This window comes from Cytobacillus spartinae, from assembly GCF_042865285.1.
GTDB lineage: Bacteria > Bacillota > Bacilli > Bacillales > Cytobacillaceae > Robertmurraya_A > Robertmurraya_A spartinae.
The window spans coordinates 103,382-129,459 of sequence record NZ_JBIACK010000008.1; the positions used below are offsets into that span (position 1 = coordinate 103,382).

Genomic DNA, 26,078 nt, shown 5'->3' on the forward strand with positions numbered 1-26,078 from the left:
GAGGTTTGGGGAAGGAATCTGAAATGTTCATAAGAATTTCACAAATTTCTATTACATTTTCTATTTGTGACTTATTTCATCGAAGATTCTTAATGTTTTATCACAGGTCCTATATGAGTAAATGAAAGAGGTTGCTATCTTTATTTACTTCTTTATATGAAAATCCTTTTTTATTAAGCCTGCTGATTAAATCTTCGTAGTTCTCTTTCCTTTGAAGCTCAATGCCTACGAGAGCCGGACCATTTTCTTTGTTATTTTTCTTCGTGTACTCAAATCTTGTAATATCATCTGTCGGACCTAGTACTCCATCCAAGAATTCTCTAAGTGCACCTGCTCTTTGCGGGAAATTAACGATAAAATAATATAGTAATCCTTCATAAAGTAGAGAGCGTTCTTTGATTTCTTGCATTCTGCTTATATCGTTATTCCCTCCACTGATGACACAAACAATATTTTTACCCTTTATCTCTTCTTTATATAAATCAAGAGCAGCAATTGGCATTGCCCCTGCTGGCTCGGCAACAATCGCATGTTCATTATACAGTTCTAAAATAGATGTACACACTTTTCCTTCAGGAACTAATAAAATGTCGTCCAATAATTCAAAGCATGTATCAAAGGTTTTACTCCCTACGCATTTTACTGCAGCACCGTCAATAAATTTATCAATATCCATAAGTGGAGTAACCGATTTATTTAGGAAGGATTCTTTCATCGATGGTGCACCCTCTGGTTCTACACCAATCATTTTAGTATTTGGAGAGATACTTTTTATGTAGGTACTCAACCCCGCCATCAATCCTCCTCCACCGATACTGGCGAAGACAAAATCCACATGTTCCTCACAATCATTTAAGACTTCTACTGCTACTGTACCTTGTCCTGAGATAATAAGTTCATCATCAAAGGGATGGATAAAAGATCGATTTTCCTTTTCTGCACATGCAACTGCTTGAAAGTATGAATCATCAAATGTATCGCCAACGAGGATGATGTCTACGAATCCTCTTCCAAACAGCTCAACTTGACTCACTTTTTGTTTCGGTGTGGTAGAAGGCATGAAGATCTTACCATGTACATTAAGATGCCTACATGCAAATGCTACTCCTTGAGCATGATTTCCCGCACTTGCACATACAACACCTTTTTTCAGTGTTTCTTCGCCTAATGATTTCATTTTGTAAAAAGCACCGCGGAGCTTAAAGGAACGGACGTGTTGCAAGTCTTCCCTTTTTAAGTACACATTGCATTCGTATTTTTCGGATAACCGTTCATTTTTTTGTAACGGTGTATGAGCAACGATATCTTTTAAGTGCTGATAGGCAATTAAAATATCTTCTAATTGCACCCATTTTCTCTTCATTGTCTTCTGTTCCATATCATTCCCTCATTTCTATCCGTTATTTAATTTGTACATTATACCACGTACTATTTTCATTTCAATACCATTATCAAAAAATTTATATTTTTCAAACTTTTGTCGGTTTTATAATTAAAAAAACTACATATAATAATCCAAATATGATTGTATTGGGGGAATGAAAGTGGAATTTTTATTAAATGTTCCTGATGGAGCACTTCCAGTCGAGGTGACTTTAGACGAAGATAATGGGCGTTACATGGTAAGGAAAAGCGATACGAGTGGAGAGTTTTTTAACAGTCCGGTCGAATTAATTAACTGGATCCAAACCAACTTTAATGAAGATGAATTTTGTGATAAAGCTGAGTTTCATCACATGATTAGTTCGTTTACCGACTATTTAAACAACGCAAAGGTTTAATTAGTGACTCCAGTTTGAATCATTGTTTTTCTTCCTTTATTACATTAAAATGATAAACAGTAGTATAGGGAGGAAAAAGTATGACCTTTTCAATAAAAGAAGAAATTGCTAACTCAATTACTCATGGGATTGGTTTCCTATTAAGCATACCGGCCTTAGTTATTTTAATTGTCTTTGCAGCAAAGACTGGTGACCCTTGGAGAGTTGTTAGCTTTACCATATTTGGGGTAACCATGTTGCTGCTTTACCTGTTTTCAACCCTACTCCATAGCATTCAACATAAGAAAGCAAAAGATTTCTTTGAAATTATGGATCATTCCGCCATTTACCTGCTTATAGCAGGAACCTATACACCATTTGTTCTGGTTTCCATACGGGGTGGTCTTGGATGGACATTATTTGGAATCGTGTGGGGGCTAGCCGTTTTAGGCGTTATTTTTAAATTCTTTTTTGTAAAGAAATTTATTGTTCTGTCTACCATTATTTATGTAATTATGGGATGGCTCATTATTATAGGAATTAAGCCTTTATACTCCATTTTAGGAAATTCAGGATTTATGCTGTTGTTTGTGGGTGGTATTCTTTATACGTTAGGATCTGTTTTTTATGTGTTTCAAAAGATACCTTATTTCCATGCAATTTGGCATTTATTTGTTATAGCAGGAAGCGCTTCTATGTATTTTTGTGTTCTGTTTTATGTATAGAAAAATCCCCCTTCGTTCAGGGGGATTTTTAATTAGTCCATATGGTCTACTATGATTTGTCGTACTTGAACAGCTAAGTCTTTAATATCCACATTCTCGCTTAGATGGGAATCAACAGGTGGACAAATCGTTACTTTTATTTTTGCAGGCTTTATTAGTCTTCCATTCTTTTCAAAGACATCAGATGTCCCTTGTATGCTGATTGGAACAATCGGAACCTGACTATCCTTAGCCAAACGAAAACTACCTGATTTAAATTCTCCCACAGGTCCACCCTTCGTTCTTGTTCCCTCTGGAAATATCAAGATGGAATGACCTTCTTTAAGTAATTCCACACCATCTCTAATCGATTTGATTGCCTGGCGTCGATCTTTTCGATCCATAAATACACAATTTAACACTTCCATCCAAGAAGAGATGATAGGCACCTTTTTCACTTCAATTTTAGAAATGAATCCAAACGGTTTATCAACATACCCCAATAAAGTAGGGATATCAAAATTCCCTTCATGATTACTAATAAAAACGACAGGACCTTCAGGCAAAAGCTCTTGTCCTTTTATTTGGATATCAGCACCAGTAATTTTCATAATTAGCCTAGACCATCTTTTCGGCATTTTATGAATGATACGGTCTCTTTCCCCTACTGGAATTTCTTTGTCCAGCTCCTTCATCCTCGATAAGGTAGGAAGGCTGTATACTAAATAACTACACATAAATAAAAAACAAGTTACTAGTCGAATCATGTGTTCCTCCAATTGTTGTAAAATCAGTTTCAATTCAAACCCAAAAATAAAGCAGCCGTAGTAACGACTGCTTTATTAGAGTCACTTCCTATTATAAATGAGAAATTCATAATCATATGGATTTTTTTCATCCTTAATGCCCTGTTCCGTTGACACAAGGTTCCACTCATCAAGATTGAATTCTGGAAAGAACGTATCTCCTTCAAACGTATGATGAATCTTTGTAATATAGAGTCGATCTGCTTTTGGAAAAATTGCTTTAAATATTTCCGCTCCACCGATTACAAAAAACTCTTCGTCCTTTTGTGCCTTACTATAAGAAATTAACTCTTCAACGCTATTTAAAGTGGTGCAACCTTCGACCGAATAATTCGAGTCTCTTGTTACAATAATGTTTTCTCTCCCAGGTAAAGTTCGCCCGATCGATTCATATGTTTTACGTCCCATTGCGACTGGATGTCCCATTGTAACGCGCTTGAAAAATTTTAAATCCCCTGGAATATGCCAAGGAAGCTTATTATCTTTGCCAATTACTCGGTTTTCATCCATTGCCCAAATTAGTGAAATCATACACTTACGACTCCTTTAATATGAGGATGAGCTGTGTAATCTACTAGCTCAAAATCTTCATATTTAAAGCTAAAGATATCTTTTACATCAGGGTTAATCTTTAATGTTGGTAATGGGTGTGGATCTCTCGTTATTTGCATCGTGACTTGCTCTAAATGATTCTGATAGATATGAACATCTCCAAAGGTATGAACGAATTCTCCTGGCTCTAGATCGCACACTTGTGCAACCATCATCGTCAACAATGCATAAGATGCAATATTAAATGGAACTCCTAAGAATACATCTGCTGAACGTTGATAAAGCTGACAAGATAATTTACCGTTTGAAACATGGAATTGGAATAGACAGTGGCATGGCGGTAATGCCATTTTCTCAATATCCCCTACATTCCAAGCGTTTACAATTAGACGTCTTGAATCAGGATTGGTTTTAATTTGCTCAATCAACTGTGTAATCTGGTCAACGGTGCTTCCATCTGAAGTTGTCCAAGATCTCCATTGATGGCCATATACTGGACCTAAATTCCCATCATCGTCAGCCCATTCATTCCATATACGAACACCATTATCTTGTAAATATTTTACATTTGTATCACCATTTAAGAACCATAACAGTTCATGGATAATTGATTTCAGGTGTAACTTCTTAGTTGTAACTAAAGGAAAACCGTCCTTTAAATTGAACCGCATTTGGTAACCAAATGTACTTAGTGTACCAGTTCCCGTACGATCTTCTTTCTTAACACCATTTTGTAGTACATGCTCACACAGTTGTAAATATTGTTTCATGTGCTCAACCGCCCCTTTTTGAAAAATACTGTTTTTATTTTATCAAAAATAAAGGCTAAAAACTATTGAATATATTTTCACAATTAATATAGATCTATTTTAGGTTATTAATAAATTCATAAGTTAAAGGAGCTTTCTCCTTTAATAGTAGACGAGACTCCAGTCCTACATAGAACATGGCAAAGGTTTCTGCAAAATATTCCTCAGGAAATGTTAAAAAATAATCTCTGTCTGGAAAAAGACTGTATTTTTCGGCATTCCAAACATTCAGAAAATTTCCGTTATGACGAAGCTCCTTATATACATGGCGCTCCACCGAATGAGCTAGTTCATGTAATTCTAAATTTACCGATCCATGCCCTTGGCCTTTTTCACTATGTCCTACCTTCACTAAAACAGTCTTTCCTCCACCAATCCCAGGAACATGATCCCACTTTTTCTTTGACTTATATCCTCTAGGAATGATTCCTTTTAGATGATCAGCTGTTGGGTTGTCTGTTAATTTTCCAACAAACAATTCTACTTTTATATCATTTTCATTCAATTTCGCTAATAGAGACTGAGGTAATAAATCAATACGTGCTATCATAGAAGCAGCTTCTAGTTGGTCAAAAGGTTCCTTTGGTACAACAATCAGTTCCTCAATCAAATGCTTTGATTGTAAGCTTAGGTTCAGCTTTAATTCAGATTGATTTGGAAAGCTCTTTAAAGGGATCCCTCCCATGTCGGCTTGAGAATTCCCTAAGAGGAATAAGGATGTTATACATACAATTAAAATTAGAATTCCTTTTCGCATAACATTTCACCCTTCAATTTTTATGTTTAGGAGGTTTATAGTTTGAGAGAAATGATAAATCCGTTACACACTCTTTATGCCGTTCATTTAAAAATTGATCAAGCTGCGGCAATAACCGTCGGAAAACTGGGTCACTTTCATTTGAAGGAAGGCACATATATTTATGTTGGAAGTGCGAAGAAAAATATTCAAGCAAGAATTAATAGGCACTTACAACTAGAAAAAACAATAAGATGGCACTTCGACTACATACGTCCGTTCGGGTCTATTACTAAAATTATAACATATGAACATACAATCGGTGAGTGCTTGCTAGCTGAGAAATTAAGGAAACAAGTGGGTGGAGTATATCCTATTAAGGGGTTTGGATCTTCAGATTGTAGATGCTTCTCACATTTGATTTATTTAAGAAAAGCGCAAGCGCCTTGCTAAGCGCCGTATAAACTGGAGCCCCATCGTATGAGATAAAGGAAACACGGAGAGCGTAGCGATTCGATGTTGACTTATCGTAAGGAGATGGGGTGAAGTTTACTAGGCGCTAGGCGCTGGAGCTAGACACCAATCTAACTTGAAAACACTTATACTTTCTTACCTAGTAAAAGAGACACAGAAAGCCCTGTGTCCCTTACCATTAACTCATCCATTGTGGAGGAGTATTTTTATCCCAATAAATAGAGCCTAAATGATGATGCCCCTGGAATTGATCCTCAAAAGTATGATAATGGAAATTAAACCAATATCCCTCTTGTGGAGGATGATCCTTTCTCACATGAAAGCGAATGATATCCTGCTTTTTAACATGGTCATAAATATTAAAAATCTTTTCAGAGTTTCCACCACTAGGAATCTCAGTAATGGTTAATCTACTTAAGTCCTCTTCGGGATAGTTAGAAGCTACAACCTCAATCACTTTTTCAATTTCTGGAAGTATAATATCTCTAAATTCATCTTCAATAACTGGTTTAATTCTACTTCCGAATTTTATGTAAGACTGTTGTTCTGCTTCTGTTACTAATTGTTTGACTATATCGGTTTTATCAATTTGATTTTCTAGTAAAAGTTTTGATGATTCAGATTCGAGTGCATCTCGTTTTTCAGCTTTTTCAGCACTAACATCATTTAATAAAATATGAGATGGTGAGATTAATCCGAATGTTAAGATTGTGATTAGGACGACGAATGATTTTTGTAACCATTTAGGCATAGTATTCTTTCCTTTCATCCATACTTAAACCAATAAACTATATTTAAACACCAACACTATTTGAAAAGATCTGACTCTTTTTCATATTTGATAATGCCAGCTTCAATCTTTCTTCTGGCTGTACAAGCGCAATTCTTACATACCCCTCTCCCCATGTACCAAACGCTGTTCCTGGGGTTACAACTACATTTGCTTCGTGTAGAAGCTTTAGCGTAAACTCTTTAGATGTATAACCTTCAGGGACTTCTGCCCAAATAAACATGGATGCAAGTGGTGAAGTTATGTTCCACCCTAATTGATGGAATCCGTCTACTAGTAAATCTCTTCTATGTTTATAAATCAGACGGTTTTCCTCTAAAAAAGGAGATTCATCAAGTAGTGCCTTACTAGCAGCAGCTTGAATTGGATAAAAAACTCCATAGTCTAAATTAGACTTTAAATCCCCGAGCATTTTTAAGATTCTTTTGTTTCCTATTGCATATGCAACTCGACAGCCTGCCATATTGAAGCTTTTTGACAATGAATTCATTTCAATCCCAACGTCTTTAGCTCCCTCTATTGATAAAAAGCTAATTGGCTTTTTATTATAATAAAGTTCTGAATAGGCAAAGTCGTGTAAGATGACAATATTGTGTTCCCTTGCAAACTCAACCGCTTGTTCAAAAAAGGCTTGTGTTGCCATTGCCGGAACAGGATTTCCAGGACAATTCAAAATCATCAATTTAGCTTTTTGACAAACTTCTGTAGGAATGTTGGTAAAATCCGGTAAGAATGAATGTTCTTTTTTCAAAGGCATTGGGTATAGTTCAGCATCAGCCATTGCAACTCCTGCAGCATAGGCCGTATAACCTGGATCAGGTACCAAAATGTAGTCTCCAGGATTACAAAGTGCCATCGGAAGGTGCACAAGACCATCCTGAGATCCCATTAATAGTAAGACTTCTTCCTCACTATCTAACTGAACGGAATATTCCCGCATGTAATATTTACTGACAGCTTGCTGAAACTCAGAGGTTCCCTTTAACGAATATCCGTATAGTGCAGGGTCTTGTACAGAATTTACTAGTTCATTCACAATAAAAGGTGGAGGTGGAAGGTCCGGGCTGCCGATACTTAAATCAATCATATCGTTGCCTTCAGAAATTTTTGACTTTTTAAGTTGCGCTAATTCCGTAAAGATGCTTTCTTGAAAAGCATTCATACGTCTTGACATAGAGATGTTCATTCTAGTTCCTCCATCAACCTTCTAATCTTATTAAATATTATACTCTTTTTTTACTAAAATACCAAAAGCAAACATAACTTATGAGTAGATTAGTTTTTAAAAATTATTTACAAATTTCCTGTTCCAAACAGACCAACAAAAAATCAAATATAAATACGATTAAAATAGTGGAAGCGGGGAAAGTACTATAATAAAAGTGGAAGGGTGAGTTAGATGGATTGGACGTTAGTGGTTGTTATAGGTTGTCTGGTAATGTTGGGGTATTTTGTCTATCTTGGTATTGCAGATTAACACCTACATATAACGCAGAGAGGTCATGATCCTTTCTGCGTTATTTTTTAAGTATGCCAAAATGAAACTTTGCGGTCTTTCTTTTTAACACTTTGAAAGAGAACTTCTCAAATCGATTGCTCCGGAAATGATCTTTCAAAACAATTCTCTCTCTAGCTACTCTGAGTGCCTCATTGATATACTCTTCTGTTATTTCTTCATACAATGCCAAGTTTGTTAAACCTTTAATTCCATCCGACTCAACAATATTTTCTTCAAACATCGGGTCAAAATATACACAGTCAAAACTATTATCTTTCATTGTTTTTAACATGTTTAAAGAATTTCCATGCTCTACTTGAATTCTATTCATCGCTTCATTCATAGCGGAAATTCCTGAATCCCATTGCTTTAACCCTACTTTTACAAGGTAGGACAAATATTCATTACCCTCTACTCCTACAACCGTCCCTCTACTTCCTATAACGAAGCTCGCAACTATACTGTCAGATGCTAAGCCTAATGTACAATCCAAAAATTCTTTTCCTAGACTTAGATTGGTTGCTTCAATAAAAGGATCATGCTCACCAGCTTGAAGTCGTTTGATACGAAACATAGCAGAGTTAGGATGAAAGAAAAATGGTTCATTAAAACCCAAGGGATATAACTCTAGCCTTTCCTTACCAACTACAATACAACTATCGGACCTTAACTGTTGCAAAGTAGGGATAGAGCGTTTTCTTCTATGTACATATTCAATTTGCAATTGCTGGGCAATTTCATTTGCCTTCTCGATCATGATTTGATCCGTGCGTCCAGCTGTTGTAACAAACATATTTTCACCTATAGAAAGTAATTTTTAAGCTTTGAAAATGGAAATACAAGCATAGAAAAAGGACGTCAAATGACATCCTATTGGTCGTTATTTTGCTTCAAAAGCAGAAGATAAATTCTCCATAATTGCTTCCATAGAATTTCCTTCAATGTCGTGACGGTGGATAAAATGGACAACTTCTTTCCCTTTTAATAACGCCATAGATGGAGAAGAAGGTGGGATATCATTAAAGTATTCACGCATTTTTGCCGTAGCTTCTTTATCTTGCCCAGCAAAAACGGTTACTAAATGATCAGGTTTGTTTTCAGAACGTAAAACAGCTTGAGTTGCTGCAGGACGAGCAAGTCCAGCTGCACATCCGCAAACGGAGTTAACTACTACTAGTGTTGTTCCTTCTGCATTTTCCATAAACTGCTCAACTTCATCTTCTGTTAATAATTCTTTAAACCCAGCTTGAACTAGTTCTTGACGCATTGGTTTAACCATTTGTCTCATATATTCTTCATATGCCATAGACATAGCGATCCCTCCCAAAACTATTTTGCAATGTAAGCATACTATAAATACTATATCTTATGCAATTTTAGTGCGAGGAAGACCGGATTGGTTTTAATCAGTATTTTCGGGTTCGGATTAGATTTTTAAAAATTGGATAACTTAATGTATATATGATGGGTGGGTGGGATCCCTGTTGACACGATATCTTCTTATTCCAGTAAATCATGGTGTCAGAAACCTTCTTTGACACCATCAAAACCCAAAGTTACAGGAATCGTGGTTTCAAAAACCTCCTTTGACGCCTCCAAAACCTAAAATCACAGGAATCACGGTTTCAAAAACCTCCTTTGACACCGCCAAAATCCAAAATCACAGGAATCATGGTTTCAAAAACCTTCTTTGACACCGCCAAAACCCCAAATCACAGGAATCACGGTTTGAAAAACCTCCTTTGACACCTCCAAAACTCAAAATAACAAAAATCAGGGTGTCAGCCTACCCATCCCGACCGACACCCTGCATATTTTTATAATTCGTAGGTTAGTTGATTAAACTCATACGGTTTCCCCAACCAAAATCACACACCAATTACTCCTCAAAATAATCCGTAACTGCCCCTTTTGATGCTGACGACACTAGTCTTGAGTATTTGGCTAAGTAGCCTCTTTCAAGTAGTGGAGGTGGGGTCCAACTCTTTCTTCTTTCTTCAAATTCTTCATCGGATACTTCAACATTCAAAATTTGTTCTTCACTATTTATCGTAACGATGTCACCGTTTTGAATTAAAGCAATTGGTCCACCGACCTGAGCTTCTGGGGCAATATGTCCGATTACGAATCCATGTGAGCCTCCAGAGAAGCGGCCATCTGTCAACAGTGCGACAGTATCTCCTAGACCCTTACCTACTAGAATCCCTGTAATAGAAAGCATTTCTGGCATTCCAGGACCACCTTTTGGCCCTTCATAGCGAATGACAACTACATCCCCCTCTACAATTTCATCGGCTAAAATAGCTTTTGTAGCAGATTCTTCATCATCAAAAACCTTTGCTGGGCCGGTTATCCTGGTAACCTTTAAACCAGAAACTTTAGCAACAGCGCCTTCTGGAGCTAGGTTTCCTTTTAAAACCACTAATGGTCCATTTGCACGTAGTGGCTGATCTAATGGAAGGATCACTTTTTGGCCCTCTTTTAAATCCTCTGCTTCAGCTAAATTTTCAGCAAGAGTTTTACCTGTTACCGTTAAACAATCTCCATGTAAATATCCTTCTTTAAGTAATAGCTTCATCACAGCTGTTACCCCACCAACGTCGTGTAAGTCCTGCATGACATACTTTCCACTTGGCTTTAAATCAGCAATGTGTGGAACCTTCTTTTGAAGTTTATTAAAGTCTTCAAGACTTAAGTCAACATCTGCCGAATGGGCAATGGCCATTAAATGCAGAATTGCATTTGTTGATCCACCTAGAGCCATTACCACCGTAATTGCATTTTCAAAAGCTTCCTTAGTTAGGATATCTCGTGGACGAATATTCTTCTCTAGCAAGTGGTAAACCGCTTGACCAGCATCAAAACAATCATTACGTTTCTCATCTGTTTCAGCAGGGTTTGAGGAGCTACCTGGAAGGCTCATACCAAGTGCTTCAATTGCACTAGCCATTGTGTTTGCAGTATACATTCCACCACATGAACCTGCGCCTGGACATGCATGACACTCGATTTTGGTTAACTCCTGACTATCAATCGCACCACTATTGTACTGTCCAACACCTTCAAAAACCGAAACGATATCTAGATCTTTTCCTTCTAATTTACCTGGTTTAATCGTACCTCCGTATACAAACACGGAAGGAAGATTCATTCTAGCAATCGCCATCATACATCCTGGCATATTTTTGTCACAACCACCAATGGCTACAAATCCATCAAGACTTTCTCCGCCTACTACCGTTTCAATCGAGTCAGCAATTAAATCACGACTCGGAAGAGAATACCTCATGCCCTCTGTTCCCATGGAAATCCCATCCGATACCGTAATCGTATTAAAAATTAATGGTGCAGCTCCAGCTTCCTTCGCACCTTGTTTTGCCCTTACTGCTAACTCATTAATATGTATATTACAAGGAGTGACTTCGCTCCATGTACTTGCAATTCCAACTTGAGGCTTCAAAAAATCCTCATCTGTAAAACCAACAGCTCTTAGCATCGCACGGTTAGGCGCTCTTTTTTCATCGCTAAATACTTGGCTTTTTATCCTTAAATCCTTTGTCACTTTAAATCCCTCCAGAATTGATTTCTTTTCAATATAGAGGTTTTGTGCGAAAATTTCAATAATTTTCACAAAAAATATTTTTTTGAAATTTCTTTCTATAAAATTCTTTTTCAATATGTGACAATTTTCCCTATAATTCTGTAAAGTTTTGTCATATGATGATATAGTACTAAGATAATAGAAATATTTATTTAAAAAACACAAGGAAAGCATTATAAATCCTATTATATTCCTATAAAACCAACACAAGAATATGAAGGGGAGTAAGACCTAAGAATGATTGGCACAAAACGATATACTCTATTCCTCACACTCGTTAGCTTAACTTTTATCATTTTTCTATCTTCTACTTTTTTACAGGATGTTTTATTAATAGAAGAAAAAGCTGAAGCTAAGACTATAGAATCAGCAGTAGAAGAATCTAAAATACGAACGCATTCTACTAAAATTATTAATATTACATATAAAGAAATTCATGAGTTTAAAAGTACCGACCCGCATTTGTATTTAACCTTTGATGATGGACCAACTAGACATACAGAACCGATTCTAGACATTCTTAATCAAAATGGAATAAAATCTACCTTTTTTATGCTTCAAGGAAATATTAATAAATTTCCTGAGATTGTTAGATCCGTAAAAAACGGTAGCCACTCGTTAGCATGTCATGGGGTCACACATAAAGTAGATCAATTCTATGCAAACGATGTTGCTCCTGTTAACGAAATGGATTTATGTAACGAAGCCATTCAGACAGTAGTCGGTGAAAAGATATCCCTTATTCGTGTGCCATTCGGGAGTTTTCCTCACTTAACACTTAAGCAAAAAACAAATTTAGATGGTGCAGGTTATATCATGTGGGATTGGAATGTAGATAGTATGGATTGGGGTCCCAAGAATCAGTCTCCTGACCAACTCGTGAATACCGTCATTAAACAAGTATCAGATTTAAAAGAGAAGGATATTGTTCCTGTTATCTTGCTCCATGATACAGAGATTACCGTAAAAGCTTTGCCTACTATCATTACAAAACTAAGTGAAATGGGTTATTCCTTTAGAGCCATAACCACTAACGACAAACCATTGCAATTCAAAATAAAAAACTAATCCAGTTTTATGGATTAGTTTTTTCATGTACTTATTGTTTCCTTGCTTCCGTCATCTGTTTCCAAACAGAGCCTTTTGCTTCCTCACCGTGCTCAATTCTCTCAATAGCGAGTCGAATTTGCATGCTTACTTCAAATTCTGGATCATCTTCTGCAGCCTTTAATGCAGAAAGTGCTCGCTCATCTCCAACCTCATATAAAAACATAGCTGCTCTCCATCGAACAAGCTTACTATCATCTTTCAAAGCTGCCATCATTTCATCCATTGCTTCTTCAAACCCTAGGTCTGATAAGCAATCACCTGCAGTTCGTCTCACTGTTACCGTTTTATCTTTTAAAGCTTTATAAAGATAGGGTAGAACTTGCTTATCTTCGATCATCCCAAGGTACACCGTTGCCAGTCTTCTAATTGAGGCCTTTTCGTCTTGAAGTGCCTGATCGAGTAATGGGAGGTCTTCAACTGTTGGGTCCTCCATTTGTTCTAAAAGCTGATATCGCTTTCTCCAATCAGGGTCATTTAAATCCTCAATTGTCACTTTCATCTTTTGACGTGCTTGCTTGGCCACTGCTGACTGATCTGGGCTTTTAGCTTGAGCAATTAAATCATTTATTCTCTCCTCCGGATAAGCAGCAAGCAATTCCTCTACTACATCATTTCCAACTTGTTCAAAATCACCATATCGGACGCCATGCTCTTTCCATTTTCTTGCAACAACGATGTTGTCACTTGGATCTTGGACTTCTCCAACCGCTTTTACAAACGCATCAGGCAGACCAAAGCGCTTTTCTTCAGATCCATCAGTTAATTTCACTTGCATTGGAATCCCTTTGTACATTTGTACAAGTACTTTGATTTCACCAAAATGTTCATTTAGTTCTGTTTCACTTGATCCTTGGTTACCCGCTTCTTCTCCAAACGCTAATCGGACCTGTGGTAAAAGATCTTTCCAGTCGTATTTTGCATTTCTCTCAACTGCTAAAAAGTCTGCAACATGGTATACACCTTTAATGCCTTCAACTTGGAGAATATCTTGAATCACTTTAGGAGCACCTTCAGCTGTTTCCTTTTTATAGTTATTACTGGACCCCATTGGAAGCTCTTCGTTCAAATTAATTTTCATTGTGTTCGGACTGGGAGTAGGTTCTATTGATTTAATCTTCATTGGTTCACCTTCTGTCATTGGAGTAATTTTTATGTTTAATCATTATTAAGATTTTAACATAACTTACTATGCACATCACAAACCATGCTTACCGATTAGCTTTCAGCTATTTCAGACAGGTAACTCCATCTCTCGATTAAATACTCTAACTTTTCGTTTAAGTCCGTTTCTTCTTTCATAAGCTCATGAGCCTTTTCAAAGTTACTACCTGTTTTCGTCATTTCCACAGCTATTTCTTCTAATCGGGATTCTACCTTTGCGATGTCGTCGTCAATCGATTCCCATTCTAGTTTTTCTTTGTAGGACATTTTTTTCTTTTTTGGTTTCTCTTGCTCGATTTCTTTTTGAGGCTCGTCCGCAATTGGTTTTGCTGCTGGTTTCTCTGTTTGAGTTTCTAGAAACTCGGTATAATTTCCATAATAAGACTCTATGTCCCCATTACCCTTTAAGATCAGTAATTGCTCAGCAACCTTATCTAAGAAGTAACGATCATGTGAAACCGTAATAACGACTCCAGGGAACTCCTCCAAATAATCTTCTAAAACCGTTAGTGTCTGTGTATCTAGGTCATTCGTAGGCTCATCTAGAATTAACACATTGGGCTCCGTTAGAAGTATTTTTAATAAATAGAGGCGACGTTTTTCACCACCGGATAGTTTACGAATCGGCGTACCATGTGTAAAAGAAGGAAACAGAAAACGCTCTAACATTTGTGCAACGGAAATCGTTTTCCCATCTGATGTGCTAACCATTTCAGCTGTTTCCTTTAGGTACTCAATCATTCGTTTATTTTCATCCATATCTTCTGTTTCTTGCGTATAGTATGCTACTTTTACCGTTTGACCAATGACGAGCTCTCCTGAATCTAACGGAATTTTACCTGTTAAGACATTTAGAAGAGTGGATTTTCCAGTTCCATTTTTCCCAATTACCCCTAGTCTGTCACCAGGCTTAACCAGTAGATTAAAGTGGTCTAGAATGGGTTGTGAGCCATATGACTTGCAAGCATCCTTAAGTTCGAAAACCTGCTTACCAAGTCTGCTTCCACTCAAAGACATATCCAACTTCTCCGTCGTTTTGACGCTAGAAATTTGATCATCTAGTTTATCAAATCTTTGAATACGGGCTTTTTGCTTGGTTGTCCTAGCCTTTGCGCCACGACGAATCCACTCAAGCTCACGTCTATAAAGATTTCTCTGTTTATCAAGAGTTGCTGCTTCGTTTTCTTCACGAATGGCTTTCGCTTCAAGAAATGCAGCATAATTTCCCTTATAGCTATATAAATTTCCGCCATCTAATTCAAAAATTCGATTAGTAACTCTGTCAAGGAAATAACGATCATGCGTTACCAGTAAAAGTGCGCCACGATAACGCCCTAGGTACTCTTCCAACCACTTAACCGATTCATAATCCAAATGATTGGTAGGCTCGTCCAAAATAAGCAGATCTGGCTCTTGGATTAATACTTGCGCGAGTGCAACACGTTTCTTCTGTCCACCAGACAGACTTCCAACTAACTTGTTATAATCTTCAATTCCTAACTTTGATAGGATGGTCTTTGCATTAGTACTTGCATCCCATCCATTCATCGCATCCATTTTCTTTTGCAACTCAAATAGCTTATCATGCAATCCAGTGTCATTCGGTGAATCGTTTAATTGAAGAAGAACACGTTCATAATCTCGCATAACCTTTAAGATTGGAGCATCTCCTTCAAATACTTGTTCTAAAACGGTTAATTCAGGATTTAAATCTGGATTTTGAGCAGAATAAGCTATTTTATAGTCTTTTGGAGCTGTTAGTTCTCCTGAATCTGGTAAGTCAACTCCTGCTACAATTTTTAATAGAGATGATTTGCCTGTACCGTTGACACCTATTAATCCAACACGTTCCTTCTCGGAGATTGCAAATGAGAGATCGTTAAATAAAGTCTTTTCACCATATGTTTTTGTGACATTTTCAATCGAGATTGTTTTCATCTTTTCCATTCCAGTCATTGTAAAATTCTTTTAAAAATAGTTCCATAAAATCATGCCGCTTATCTGCCATTTTCTTTGCTGTATGTGTATTTAATTGATCTTTTAGTTTTAAAAGCTTTTCATAAAAGTGATGGATAGAGGACGACTTCCCTCCTCTATATTCTTCCAACGTCATATTTTCTCGCACTTCAAAATCTGGATGATAGATCGGATTTCCTTTTTTACCACCATATGCAAACGCTCTTGCGATTCCGATGGCTCCAATTGCATCTAATCGATCAGCATCCTGCACGACTTCAGCTTCGACGGAAGCTAACGTTTGTCCATTTCCACCCTTAAAGGATATTGAAAATATAATTTCTGTAATATGCTCTTTTTCACTTTCTTTTAACGGAAGAGTATTTAAAAAGCTTTGAAGCTTCTCTTTCCCTGCCTCTGCCGACTCATTTAGCTTCTCGTCTGGAATATCATGTAGAAGAGATGCCATTTCTATAATAAAAGAGTTTCCCTTTTGTTCATTCTCACTAATTGTTAACGCGTTACGTCGAACCCGTTCAATATGAAACCAATCATGACCTGTTGAATCTTCTTCTAATGATTGTTTCACAAATGCTTCTGTTACCTCAATGATATTTCCGATCTTGTCCACCCTCTTCCATATACGACTCTTATTTTAACATGTTCAGGGGTAAATCGCTCTTTTTCCTGCCGTGGAAGTCTGCTAAGCCTCATATCGGCGAGTTTTGATCAAATATCGGCGAGGAATAAATTATTTCAGCAACTTTTCTCTTTTATCGGCAAGATTCTAAATATACCGGCCACTTTTTTTACTTTATCGGCAATCAATACTCAGCAGTCTCTTTTTCATTTTAACGGCCCTGTCTACTCCAACAAAACAAAAAAGTGCTACACTTAGCACTTTTCGTTTAATCCATTATACCAGCTAATACCAATCGTGTTTTCACCTGCATGAACCCCTACCGCTGCTCCCAGTGGGTAGCAAGAAAAATTGATATTAGGAAAAATCTCTTTTAACTCTTCCATCCATTCGGTTGCCTGACTTATATGAAGCCCATATAAAAGATACGCATCCTCAAATTTATACTTTTCGTAGGAGTGCTGTAAATATTCAATCATTTTATCTTTTGCTTTTTTCTCACTTCTGATTTTTTCCTTCGCTTCAAGTGCACCATCTCGAATTGAAATAATTGGCTTTATGTTAAGCATGCTACCTAGGAAAAATTGAAGACCTGACATCCTACCACTTCTATGAAGCTGATCAAGACTACCTACAATTACGTATGTTTCATGCGTTTCTCTTAATCTCTCAATTCGATCCTTAACGGTCTCCAAACTACACCCCTCTGTAACCCATTCCATTCCTTTTTTAATTTGAACAGAAAGTGGATAGGATAGTATCTTTGAATCTATCGTTGTTACAGGGATATCAACTAGTTGTGAGGCTTGCTCACTCGATGAAACGGTTCCACTTAATTTGGAAGATATTAAAATAGAACAAATCATCTCATAATCTTCCGCTAGTTTGTCGTATAACTGTTTAAATTCTCCAACAGACGGTTGTGATGTTTTAGGTGGGGTTTTTAGAGTCTTTAATCGTTGAAACAGTTGTTCTGGAGTTAAATCAACATTATCTAAAAATTGCTCATCATCTAGTAGAATTGACATCGGAATGGTATAAAGATCCGGATGATTCTTTAAATCTTCATCTAAAGATGCAGTACTATCGGTAACCCAAGCTACTTTCTTCAAATGCTTTTCCCCCTTTTTATCTATGTATATTAAAAGAGTATAAAAACATGGCTATATTTTTATAAAAACATAGCCATGCCTAATAACAAATGATTTACGATCTTAAAAGTGGTCTTATTTTAGGAAAAATCTTTAGTGCATTATTGTAAAAAACATCTTCATGGAATTCACTAGGAATCAAGTCCTTAATAAACTCAATGTATGGTCCTACGGGAATCAATGGCCAATCTGTTCCAAAGATAAGTTTGTCATATGCATCAGAAAACTCTATAGCATGACGTAAATGGTCTAAAAACCGCCCTTGACTCCGCTTCAATAATTCTCTCTCTGTTCCAACAATGAGACCAGATAAATCAGCATATACATTTGAATTTTTGTATACAATCTCGGCACCAGTCAATGTCCACGGGTCACCAAAGTGTGCCATCATAAAATTAACTTTTCTATGTTTAACGGCCACTTCATCAATTGCCATTGGATGAGAATACTTTAACAGTCCTCTTTCGGAGTAAGTATCACCAGTATGGAAAACGACCGGTAGTCCCCATTTTTCAGCCAGTTTATAAACCGGCTCGTATACTTCATCATAGGCATAAAATGGATAGTATCCGAGGTAGATTTTAATACCCACAACATTCGGCTTCTGAACCTCCTTCTCAAGTCTTTCAAAGGCCTCAGCATCTAGATTGTAGGGATTGATACCCGCACAATACACGATATTTTCGGGTACCATAGCCTCTAAGTCTAATCCCATTGGGGTTTCGGCATTGTTGTCAGGAAATCCCATCCCGTTTGTTTCTGTTAATCCCATTGCAATTCCGAGTACAACATTTGCCTCTTCATACTCTTTGATAATCCCCTTATAAGAGTAATCTACAAAAGAAATGGTATTTGCCGTTTCATGAAAAGATTTAATGTCTGAGTAGTGTAAATGTGCATCAATGATTTTCATTCGTCTCTCCTTGAATGCCTCTATGATTATAGTGCTGAATCTAAAAGTGAATCGTTCTCAGCTGTTTTAATAAATCACTTGAAAGAACCCGTTCATCAAACAGTAGGAATACTGGCTTCGTGCTGACTCGATCATTTGAATCTGGAACAGCTTTTTGAGACATGACAAATTCAAACGCAACTTTGTTCATGTAAGCTCCGTTCCGCAAACAATCCAAACTTTCCACTATATACATTTTATCCTTACTATTCTCTGAAGAGACATAGTTCCCTATTCTATATTCTAGTCCGTGTTCTTCCATTCCTGCCTGATATGTTTTAAAGATGGAAGAATCACTAGTCTGAAGGGAAAAATCAGTCAGGTTTTTAGCTCCAACAAATAAATCTGTATCCCACTTTACTGAATGTAAGTTCTTACCACCTGAATCCATAACCTTAACAAAGGTTGCTAAAACGGGCACACCAGGAAGAACCAAATAATATTGAGCGAATGAAAAGCCTTTATACTTCGTGTGATTAGTTACACTTGTCTTGACTTCTATTCCTGTCCATATATTTTGATGTTCATCTGTCATCTCTACAAATTGAGCCGTACTCTCTTCTTTTAATAATGAGAAAGTATTTAACTCAGACGGAACGGTCTTCATTCCGCCAGCCCAAGGATTCCACCAACCCTTAGCAACTAAGTTAGGAAACTCCGTGTCTAGCCACTCTTTTCCTTTAACCGATAACGAATAAATTCCTGGATAGAAGTTAGGTGCTACTTTTACATCCATACATCCATTGTTAATGGATAAGATCTCTATACTCTCTTCGTTATCCGTGCTTTTCACGATTTTTTGATCCGAAGGACACAGAAGCATTTCCTTTAATTCGCTTGTAATACTCTGCTCCTTAAAGGCTCCCTTCAAAATGGAAACAGGCTGTTTATCAATATTCTTTATATTTAACTCGTGAATAAATGTTTCTTCTTCCATATCAATCGTTGTGGAATATACCGGATTGTCATTTAATTCCACATCTAATTGTCCTGCCAAGTAATTGCTTCTAAAGGATTTTAATGTTATTTCTACTTCCTTCTCTGAAGATATGACTCTACCATTCCGTAAGAGGAAAGTCTTTTCTGTTACTGTCTCAGATCTTATGGCTGAAGTATTTTCCTTCGCAAATGCCCTAAACTCTTCCCATGTTTGAAAAGCACCAATAGATAGGAAAATAGGTTCTGATGATTTTTCTTCTCCTTCATTTATCTTTCCTAAATGATTTTCAATATGGCATTGCCAGTTCTCCGGTCTAACCTTTGATTTAGGAGACCATGCGACTCCTATAGGTTGACCATCATGTTCAGAGAAATACCAGTTCTCCGTTATTTGTTCTGGCTTAATATCCCCGTATTCCAGCTCTTTCTGTTCCGCGAAGTAGACAATTTCATTGTCTAAAGGATAGTAAGTTTTAGACATCTCATGATACATAGATTGGGAAACATATAAATCTCTAATTTCTGATTCGTTATTCTTAATGGTTGCCCATCGTTTCACGATTCCCTCTCCATATAAAGAGGTATAAAAGGTAAAAGTCACACCTTTAAAATCATCAGGATTGAACTGAAGTTTGAGCGTTATGCACTCCTCACTCGTTTCCCAATTAAACTCTTTTGGCTTAGCCTTTGTAAATTCGGTCGAAAAAGGCTTTCCTATTCTAGGTGTTAAGAAAACAAATGGTTGGTTGATCTCCTGATTTCGACCAGCAAACGTTAATAAATCACGTTTCCTTATGTTTACCTGGCTTAGCCCGTTAAAAATTTGATAGAACTCTTTTGTTTGCCCTCCAAATTTTTGCCCAAGTCCTTTAAAAGGAATGGCTATATCCGCTTCAAAGGAGATTTGTTTTCCTTCTTGATTCTTAGCAATTACGGAAAGTTCTGGATGGTAAAATCCATGTTTCTTTACCGTTACAGGGATAGATAGAGTTTTCCGCTCGTGCTCATTTAATAAGACTTCTAGCGTTCTATCTTTTAACTCAACCTGCTCACATGCAGGAAAAGTAATTGAAAAAAGCGCTGCTTCCTTCATACTATTTTGAATTTCGATTTCAAAGGCAGTTTCCTTGTTTAAATAGCAAAGATTGCTGTGATATTTCGCCTCAATGGTTGCTGGCTTTTTAGGAGATATACCTAGTCTAAATTCACTTTCCTTTCCATCTATTGTCACTGTAATAGACAGGTAAGGATGTGTTTTCCACTGACTTGGCTCATCCCCAGTTAAAACAACCAAATCTCCCTTTATGACTTGAGATGTTTCCACAAGACATTCAATATCTAAATTACATTTAACTCTTTCATGATGATTATTCTTAGCTTTTACAGATATCGGTTTACCGGTTTTATTGTTTATGAGCAATTCAAACGTTTCAGTTTGCCCTTCTATACATTCGTGGTCGGATAGCTTCAGTTCTATTTCAACATCAGTTGTGTTTAGATAGCACATTCCTCTACCAGTGCGCTCGAATTGAACTTTCGCAAAAACATCTTCATTCTTCCACTCATACTCATAGAAGGTAAAATTATTTTCCTTTATCCCATCTGGTTTCACATCAATTTCTCGAACACTTGCTTCGTACCAATCCATTTGAGTAAAAAGAGGTTTTAACAATGGTGTATTTAGCACAGTTGGAATAAAATTCATTAAGTGTGTTGTATCATCTCGATCCTCCCAAAAGAATCCACATTTCTTGTATAGAGGAACTGCTTTCGTATTTCCAGGCCAGGTGTACAAATCAAGTCGTGGCCAACCTAGTTCAATCGTTCTTTCCAATGCTTTAAGTGTAAGCATTTTACCAATTTTCTTCCCATGGTAATCAGGTCGTACATTTAATAATGGGATATACAGGGAGCCTATATCTTCTTTATATTGGGCAAGTGAGCAGTACCCAACCACTTCTTCTCCATCTAAAGCTAGGAACAATGCAAGATTGCCAGAATTGGCCTCCTTCTCCTTCGTTTGTTCCTCCGTTGTCATTCTTGTATCGCCGCCCCAACTATCACGGCTCATGTTCCACATTTTCGCAATTCCCTTTGCAAGCTTTTCATTGTACTCCGTTATTTGAATGTTACTTACAATTGATTTCATCACTCGTTCCTCCTAAACTAGGTTCCTTCTTGTCTTTCTTTTTGAAATCCCTCAAATGCTTGTTTTTGAATCAATATGAACTCCTCCTTTAAGTTGGCCCTCTCTAATTCTATGATGGTGAATAGCCATATAAGAGTTTAAAATAGAAAGAGCAGCAGAATTTAAATAAGGTAAGGAATGTTTTTCCAGACCCTATACACTATCGTAAATCGGACATTTACTTATGTAAAGATAATTCTGAATTATCAAACCACACGTACTCTTTTTTCAACAAAAAAACCTTCCCACTAACTGGAAAGGCCATCATCCTAATAATTTTTCTATGTGTTTAGCGATATCCTTGGGATTAACATTTGGCGCAAATCGTTCTACTGCATTGCCATCTTGATCAACGAGAAATTTAGTAAAATTCCACTTAACTGCCTTGCTTCCTAACAAACCTGGCGAGGCTTCGGTTAAGTGTTTGAATAGAGGATGCGCATCTTTTCCATTTACATCAATCTTTGCAAACATGGGAAAAGTAACACCATAATTTAACTCACAAAAGGATTGAATATCTTCCTCATTTCCAGGCTCTTGGTTCATAAATTGATTACATGGAAACCCTAGAATTTCAAGACCTTTATTGTTGTATCTTTCATAGAGGTCTTGTAAATCTTTAAATTGTGGAGTAAATCCACATTTACTTGCCGTATTAACGATAAGTAGGACCTTTCCTTCAAAACTTTGAAGAGAGATTGTTTTACCATCAATCATTTTTGCTTCATATTGATAAACAGTCACATGAACACCTCCTAGCATGAATATAAATCTTTTCTGTATAAAAAGCGAATTAATGGTTTTAGATATTTTTCAACCTCTGTAAAGTGAGAATCATATATTCGACCATATGAACAAGGTCATCTATATGGTCCTCATATACTAAACGGTTGAATTGTACCTTTACTTCTGTCGTTACTAAATCATTTTGGGAAAAAGGGTCCACTACGATCTTCTGTTCAAACTGTCTCTCTTCTCCCCAAACTTCTTTAATAATTTCATTAATTGTGTGTTGAATTCCTTCAATAGCTTGGTGAGAAATATTGAACGTAATAGACACATGACATCCTGAAAGAGCTTCAGAGTGGACCGGGGGCAAAAGCTCTGCAGCAAGATTTTCAAGCTTTGCCTCCATAAGAAACGTGCATGTATTTTTGTCACTTCCCTCTGGGAGCGATAATGTTATCTCATAAGCTCTAGACATTTTTGCCGTATTAATGAGATCATTGCGATCAATAATGCGTATCTCTCCGTTCAAGTCCTGATCATAGAGAGCACCTTCCATTACGACTCTCATATTTTCAAAAGCAGTTGGATCAAACATCCACTCACCTCCAATCTCCGCATATTCAAAAAACAAGTGGTGAAGGCTTCATCCCCACCACTTTTCTCACTATTTCAGACTAAAATAACCCAATTGCATTTCCTTCTTCATCTACATCCATTTTTAATGCAGCAGGTGACTTTGGTAGTCCTGGCATCGTCATGACGTCACCTGTTAATGCAACAATAAAACCAGCTCCGATAGAAGGCTTTAACTCTCTAACGTGGACAACAAAATCAGTTGGCCTACCGAGTTTTGATGGATCGTCTGATAAGGAGTATTGTGTTTTAGCCATACATACTGGAAGGCTTCCCCAGCCAAAAGATTCAAAATCCTTCAGTTGTTTTTGAGCCTTTGAAGAGAACTCAACATCTTTCCCTCCATAAACATTCTGAACAACTGTACGAATTTTATTTTCAATAGAATCTGATAAATCATACAGCGGATTAAAATCCATCTGATTGTTTTCTATTTCATTTAAAACTTTTTCTGCTAGTGCTAATCCGCCTTTACCGCCCTTTTCCCAAACTTCTGTTAGTGCAACTGGAATTTCTTCTTTTTCGCATAAGCTTAGGAGTGTTTCAACTTCTAAATCGGTATCTGCTACAAACTTATTAATTGCCACTATAAGCGGTAATCCAAAGCTTTTAATCGTTTCTACATGCTTCTTTAAGTTAGTGAAACCAGCTGTTAAGGCGTTACTATTTTCTTGACCAAGTTCTGTTTTAGGTACTCCACCATGCATTTTTAATGCACGGATTGTCGCAACAATAACGACAGCCTCTGGTTTAATTCCAGCGCTTCTTCCTTTAATATGTAAGAACTTTTCTGCCCCCAAGTCAGCTCCAAATCCAGCTTCAGTGATAACGTAATCCGCAAGTTTCGAAGCTGTTTTCGTTGCAATGACACTGTTGCATCCATGAGCGATATTGGCAAAAGGTCCGCCATGAATGAGTGCAGGCGTATGTTCAATGGTTTGTACAAGATTCGGTTTAACTGCATCTTTTAATAAAAGGGCTAGTGCTCCTTCTACACCTAAATCACCGACCGTTACCGGTTCCTTTTTAAAATTGTAAGCTACTACCATTCTAGATAGTCTTAATTTTAAGTCCTTCAAATCATTTGCAAGACATAGGACGGCCATGATTTCGGATGCAACGGTGATATCAAATCCATCTTCTCTAGGTACGCCTTGGATAGGACCACCCAACCCGATGATTACTTTTCTTAGCGCACGGTCATTTAGATCTACTGCTCGTTTCCATACGATTCTTCTTTGATCAATGTTTAATTCGTTTCCTTGTTGTAGATGGTTATCAATTAAGGCTGCTAAAGCATTATTAGCTGTTGTAATGGCGTGCAAGTCACCTGTAAAATGAAGGTTTATATCCTCCATTGGAAGCACTTGTGCATATCCTCCTCCAGTTGCTCCACCTTTAATACCCATCGTTGGCCCAAGAGAAGGCTCACGCATGGCAATCATTACTTTTTTTCCTAATTGATGTAATGCATCCCCTAGTCCAACTGTTACCGTAGATTTTCCTTCTCCAGCTGGGGTAGGATTAATGGCTGTAACCAGAATCACTTTTCCACTTTTTTCTGTTTCTAACTTTTTTAACGTTTCAGAAGACAATTTAGCTTTATATTTACCATACAATTCTAAATCATCGTTTGTTAAACCGATTTTTTCCGCCACTTCTATAATGGGCTTTATCGTTGCATCCTGAGCAATTTCGATATCTGACTTTACATTGATATTTACACTCATTAATACCCCACCTTAAGAAAATTTAAATCAATTTAAGACCATTGAATCATCTTTTGGAATTCCTTCTATATTGTACCACTTAACATAAGATATAAGTATGACTTCTTTTGATCATGTGAGCATACCTCTACTTTATCATTGATACATTAGAACCTCGCCTATATAATAGAAATAATTGAAAATTCTAACAAGGTGGTGGTCATTTGCCTATTAAAATTCCCAAGCTTCTTCCAGCACGTGAAATTCTAGAATCTGAAAATATTTTTATCATGGATGAGGATCGTGCAAACACTCAAGATATTCGTCCACTTAACATCTTGATACTGAACTTAATGCCAGAAAAGGAAAAAACAGAGGCACAATTACTAAGATTGCTAGGTAACACTCCATTACAAGTGAACATTTCCTTTCTTCAAACGGTTACTCATGTGTCAAAAAATACTAGCCAGCTCCATCTAGAACAGTTCTACACTACTTTTTCAGATATCAAGCACCGGAAATTTGATGGAATGATTATTACAGGGGCCCCTATTGAGCTGCTTACCTTTGAACAAGTCGATTATTGGGAGGAACTTACCGAAATCATGGAGTGGACAAAAACAAATGTCACTTCCACTCTTCATATTTGCTGGGGGGCACAAGCAGCATTATATTATCATTTTGGAATAGGCAAATATGAACTAACTCGTAAGTGCTCTGGTGTTTTTGAACATACCGTTAATGACAGGACAGAAAAACTTTTGCAAGGATTCGATGACCTTTTTATAGCTCCTCATTCACGATACACGGACGTTTTAAAAGAAGAAATTCAAGCTTGTAATTCGTTAAAATTATTATCACATTCTGAAATAGCAGGTCCCTTTATCATAAGCTCCCATGAAGGAAAGCAAATTATGATTACGGGACATTTAGAGTATGAGGCTGGCACTTTAGCTGATGAATACCATAGGGATACGGAAAAAGGCTTACATATTCATATACCCGAGAATTATTTTCCAAACAATGATCCCTCGAAACAGCCCATGAATCGATGGCGTTCGCATGCACACTTATTATTTTCAAACTGGTTAAACTACTACGTATACCAAGAAACACCTTATGAATGGGAGTAGCGAAACAGGTTTTAAGCCCTAGCATTTACGCTAGGGCTTTGTTATTT

At 37.0% G+C, this 26,078-nt stretch carries 24 protein-coding genes; 5 read left to right on the forward strand and 19 right to left on the reverse strand.

The features are described from left to right. Window positions 1-109 precede the first annotated feature (109 nt). Window positions 110-1,378, reverse strand: coding sequence for a threonine ammonia-lyase IlvA (ilvA, locus tag ACFYKX_RS16090; protein WP_389362084.1), 1,269 nt, complete (start codon window positions 1,376-1,378; stop codon window positions 110-112). 166 nt (window positions 1,379-1,544) lie between these two features. On the opposite strand from ilvA, the gene ACFYKX_RS16095 reads away from it, so the two are divergent. Continuing rightward, entirely contained in the window at window positions 1,545-1,781 is a 237-nt protein-coding gene (locus ACFYKX_RS16095) for a hypothetical protein (RefSeq protein ID WP_389362085.1), read from the forward strand. Window positions 1,782-1,861: 80 nt separating this feature from the next. After that, window positions 1,862-2,485 (forward strand): PAQR family membrane homeostasis protein TrhA, encoded by a 624-nt coding sequence (trhA, locus tag ACFYKX_RS16100; protein ID WP_389362086.1) that lies wholly within the window; start codon window positions 1,862-1,864, stop codon window positions 2,483-2,485. A 32-nt stretch (window positions 2,486-2,517) separates the two neighbouring features. Here the strand turns inward: trhA and ACFYKX_RS16105 are convergent, their stop codons facing one another. From ACFYKX_RS16105 to ACFYKX_RS16120, 4 genes are all read right to left on the reverse strand, one after another. After that, the gene (locus ACFYKX_RS16105) at window positions 2,518-3,231 is read right to left on the reverse strand and encodes a lysophospholipid acyltransferase family protein (protein ID WP_389362087.1); all 714 of its coding nucleotides are present in this window, start codon (window positions 3,229-3,231) and stop codon (window positions 2,518-2,520) included. Between the two features lie 81 nt (window positions 3,232-3,312). Beyond that, window positions 3,313-3,801, reverse strand: coding sequence for a dihydrofolate reductase (locus ACFYKX_RS16110; RefSeq protein WP_389362088.1), 489 nt, complete (start codon window positions 3,799-3,801; stop codon window positions 3,313-3,315). Beyond that, window positions 3,798-4,592: a thymidylate synthase gene (locus ACFYKX_RS16115; RefSeq protein WP_389362089.1), complete on the reverse strand. Its 795-nt coding sequence runs from the start codon at window positions 4,590-4,592 to the stop codon at window positions 3,798-3,800. Before ACFYKX_RS16115 ends, ACFYKX_RS16110 begins: the two co-directional genes overlap by 4 nt. Before the next feature lie 94 nt (window positions 4,593-4,686). Then, complete coding sequence (locus ACFYKX_RS16120; protein ID WP_389362090.1) at window positions 4,687-5,388, reverse strand: anthrax toxin lethal factor-related metalloendopeptidase; 702 nt, start codon at window positions 5,386-5,388, stop codon at window positions 4,687-4,689. Between the two features lie 51 nt (window positions 5,389-5,439). On the opposite strand from ACFYKX_RS16120, the gene ACFYKX_RS16125 reads away from it, so the two are divergent. Next, complete coding sequence (locus tag ACFYKX_RS16125; protein WP_389362206.1) at window positions 5,440-5,820, forward strand: GIY-YIG nuclease family protein; 381 nt, start codon at window positions 5,440-5,442, stop codon at window positions 5,818-5,820. 199 nt (window positions 5,821-6,019) lie between these two features. Here the strand turns inward: ACFYKX_RS16125 and ACFYKX_RS16130 are convergent, their stop codons facing one another. The 5 genes from ACFYKX_RS16130 to ilvD all read right to left on the reverse strand — a co-directional run bounded on the left by ACFYKX_RS16130 (window position 6,020) and on the right by ilvD (window position 11,691). Continuing rightward, entirely contained in the window at window positions 6,020-6,592 is a 573-nt protein-coding gene (locus tag ACFYKX_RS16130) for a YpjP family protein (RefSeq protein ID WP_389362091.1), read from the reverse strand. Window positions 6,593-6,635: 43 nt separating this feature from the next. Then, window positions 6,636-7,817 carry an LL-diaminopimelate aminotransferase gene (locus ACFYKX_RS16135; protein ID WP_389362092.1) on the reverse strand — a complete coding sequence of 394 codons (1,182 nt, stop codon included), beginning with the start codon at window positions 7,815-7,817 and terminating at the stop codon, window positions 6,636-6,638. A 331-nt stretch (window positions 7,818-8,148) separates the two neighbouring features. Further along, complete coding sequence (locus tag ACFYKX_RS16140) at window positions 8,149-8,922, reverse strand: class I SAM-dependent methyltransferase (protein ID WP_389362093.1); 774 nt, start codon at window positions 8,920-8,922, stop codon at window positions 8,149-8,151. Between the two features lie 87 nt (window positions 8,923-9,009). Beyond that, entirely contained in the window at window positions 9,010-9,441 is a 432-nt protein-coding gene (locus tag ACFYKX_RS16145) for a BrxA/BrxB family bacilliredoxin (RefSeq protein WP_389362094.1), read from the reverse strand. 567 nt (window positions 9,442-10,008) lie between these two features. Beyond that, window positions 10,009-11,691 (reverse strand): dihydroxy-acid dehydratase, encoded by a 1,683-nt coding sequence (ilvD, locus tag ACFYKX_RS16150; protein ID WP_389362095.1) that lies wholly within the window; start codon window positions 11,689-11,691, stop codon window positions 10,009-10,011. Between the two features lie 276 nt (window positions 11,692-11,967). Between ilvD and ACFYKX_RS16155 the strand changes: the two genes are divergently transcribed. Continuing rightward, entirely contained in the window at window positions 11,968-12,798 is an 831-nt protein-coding gene (locus ACFYKX_RS16155; protein ID WP_389362096.1) for a polysaccharide deacetylase family protein, read from the forward strand. Between the two features lie 31 nt (window positions 12,799-12,829). On the opposite strand, the gene ACFYKX_RS16160 is transcribed toward ACFYKX_RS16155, so the two are convergent. The 9 genes from ACFYKX_RS16160 to ACFYKX_RS16200 form a co-directional block, all read right to left on the reverse strand. Next, window positions 12,830-13,960 (reverse strand): conserved virulence factor C family protein, encoded by a 1,131-nt coding sequence (locus ACFYKX_RS16160; protein WP_389362097.1) that lies wholly within the window; start codon window positions 13,958-13,960, stop codon window positions 12,830-12,832. A gap of 95 nt (window positions 13,961-14,055) precedes the next feature. Next, window positions 14,056-15,939: an ABC-F family ATP-binding cassette domain-containing protein gene (locus tag ACFYKX_RS16165; RefSeq protein ID WP_389362098.1), complete on the reverse strand. Its 1,884-nt coding sequence runs from the start codon at window positions 15,937-15,939 to the stop codon at window positions 14,056-14,058. Continuing rightward, window positions 15,920-16,579, reverse strand: coding sequence for an HD domain-containing protein (locus ACFYKX_RS16170; protein ID WP_389362207.1), 660 nt, complete (start codon window positions 16,577-16,579; stop codon window positions 15,920-15,922). Before ACFYKX_RS16170 ends, ACFYKX_RS16165 begins: the two co-directional genes overlap by 20 nt. Window positions 16,580-16,851: 272 nt before the next feature. Continuing rightward, the gene (locus ACFYKX_RS16175; protein ID WP_389362099.1) at window positions 16,852-17,709 is read right to left on the reverse strand and encodes a DegV family protein; all 858 of its coding nucleotides are present in this window, start codon (window positions 17,707-17,709) and stop codon (window positions 16,852-16,854) included. A gap of 94 nt (window positions 17,710-17,803) precedes the next feature. Continuing rightward, entirely contained in the window at window positions 17,804-18,661 is an 858-nt protein-coding gene (locus ACFYKX_RS16180) for an amidohydrolase family protein (protein WP_389362100.1), read from the reverse strand. A gap of 40 nt (window positions 18,662-18,701) precedes the next feature. Continuing rightward, window positions 18,702-21,788: a GNAT family N-acetyltransferase gene (locus tag ACFYKX_RS16185; protein ID WP_389362101.1), complete on the reverse strand. Its 3,087-nt coding sequence runs from the start codon at window positions 21,786-21,788 to the stop codon at window positions 18,702-18,704. Window positions 21,789-22,091: 303 nt separating this feature from the next. Continuing rightward, the gene (locus ACFYKX_RS16190) at window positions 22,092-22,571 is read right to left on the reverse strand and encodes a glutathione peroxidase (RefSeq protein ID WP_389362102.1); all 480 of its coding nucleotides are present in this window, start codon (window positions 22,569-22,571) and stop codon (window positions 22,092-22,094) included. A gap of 58 nt (window positions 22,572-22,629) precedes the next feature. Further along, window positions 22,630-23,151, reverse strand: a complete 522-nt coding sequence (locus ACFYKX_RS16195) for a hypothetical protein (RefSeq protein WP_389362103.1) — start codon at window positions 23,149-23,151, stop codon at window positions 22,630-22,632. A gap of 79 nt (window positions 23,152-23,230) precedes the next feature. Continuing rightward, window positions 23,231-24,919 (reverse strand): formate--tetrahydrofolate ligase, encoded by a 1,689-nt coding sequence (locus ACFYKX_RS16200; protein WP_389362104.1) that lies wholly within the window; start codon window positions 24,917-24,919, stop codon window positions 23,231-23,233. A 203-nt stretch (window positions 24,920-25,122) separates the two neighbouring features. On the opposite strand from ACFYKX_RS16200, the gene metA reads away from it, so the two are divergent. Beyond that, entirely contained in the window at window positions 25,123-26,031 is a 909-nt protein-coding gene (gene metA / locus ACFYKX_RS16205; RefSeq protein ID WP_389362105.1) for a homoserine O-acetyltransferase MetA, read from the forward strand. Window positions 26,032-26,078 lie beyond the last annotated feature (47 nt).

Coding starts and splice junctions, on each gene's coding strand:
- ACFYKX_RS16110 (WP_389362088.1), bottom strand. CDS start 3,801: ATGATTTCACTAATTTGGGCAATGGATGAAAACCGAGTAATTGGCAAA.
- ACFYKX_RS16140 (WP_389362093.1), bottom strand. CDS start 8,922: ATGTTTGTTACAACAGCTGGACGCACGGATCAAATCATGATCGAGAAG.
- ACFYKX_RS16120 (WP_389362090.1), bottom strand. CDS start 5,388: ATGCGAAAAGGAATTCTAATTTTAATTGTATGTATAACATCCTTATTC.
- ACFYKX_RS16200 (WP_389362104.1), bottom strand. CDS start 24,919: ATGAGTGTAAATATCAATGTAAAGTCAGATATCGAAATTGCTCAGGAT.
- ACFYKX_RS16115 (WP_389362089.1), bottom strand. CDS start 4,592: ATGAAACAATATTTACAACTGTGTGAGCATGTACTACAAAATGGTGTT.
- ACFYKX_RS16180 (WP_389362100.1), bottom strand. CDS start 18,661: ATGAAAATCATTGATGCACATTTACACTACTCAGACATTAAATCTTTT.
- ACFYKX_RS16185 (WP_389362101.1), bottom strand. CDS start 21,788: ATGAAATCAATTGTAAGTAACATTCAAATAACGGAGTACAATGAAAAG.
- ACFYKX_RS16145 (WP_389362094.1), bottom strand. CDS start 9,441: ATGTCTATGGCATATGAAGAATATATGAGACAAATGGTTAAACCAATG.
- ACFYKX_RS16125 (WP_389362206.1), top strand. CDS start 5,440: ATGATAAATCCGTTACACACTCTTTATGCCGTTCATTTAAAAATTGAT.
- ACFYKX_RS16195 (WP_389362103.1), bottom strand. CDS start 23,151: ATGTTTGATCCAACTGCTTTTGAAAATATGAGAGTCGTAATGGAAGGT.
- trhA (WP_389362086.1), top strand. CDS start 1,862: ATGACCTTTTCAATAAAAGAAGAAATTGCTAACTCAATTACTCATGGG.
- ACFYKX_RS16135 (WP_389362092.1), bottom strand. CDS start 7,817: ATGAACATCTCTATGTCAAGACGTATGAATGCTTTTCAAGAAAGCATC.
- ACFYKX_RS16160 (WP_389362097.1), bottom strand. CDS start 13,960: ATGAAGATTAAATCAATAGAACCTACTCCCAGTCCGAACACAATGAAA.
- ACFYKX_RS16165 (WP_389362098.1), bottom strand. CDS start 15,939: ATGAAAACAATCTCGATTGAAAATGTCACAAAAACATATGGTGAAAAG.
- ilvA (WP_389362084.1), bottom strand. CDS start 1,378: ATGGAACAGAAGACAATGAAGAGAAAATGGGTGCAATTAGAAGATATT.
- ACFYKX_RS16155 (WP_389362096.1), top strand. CDS start 11,968: ATGATTGGCACAAAACGATATACTCTATTCCTCACACTCGTTAGCTTA.
- ACFYKX_RS16105 (WP_389362087.1), bottom strand. CDS start 3,231: ATGATTCGACTAGTAACTTGTTTTTTATTTATGTGTAGTTATTTAGTA.
- ACFYKX_RS16130 (WP_389362091.1), bottom strand. CDS start 6,592: ATGCCTAAATGGTTACAAAAATCATTCGTCGTCCTAATCACAATCTTA.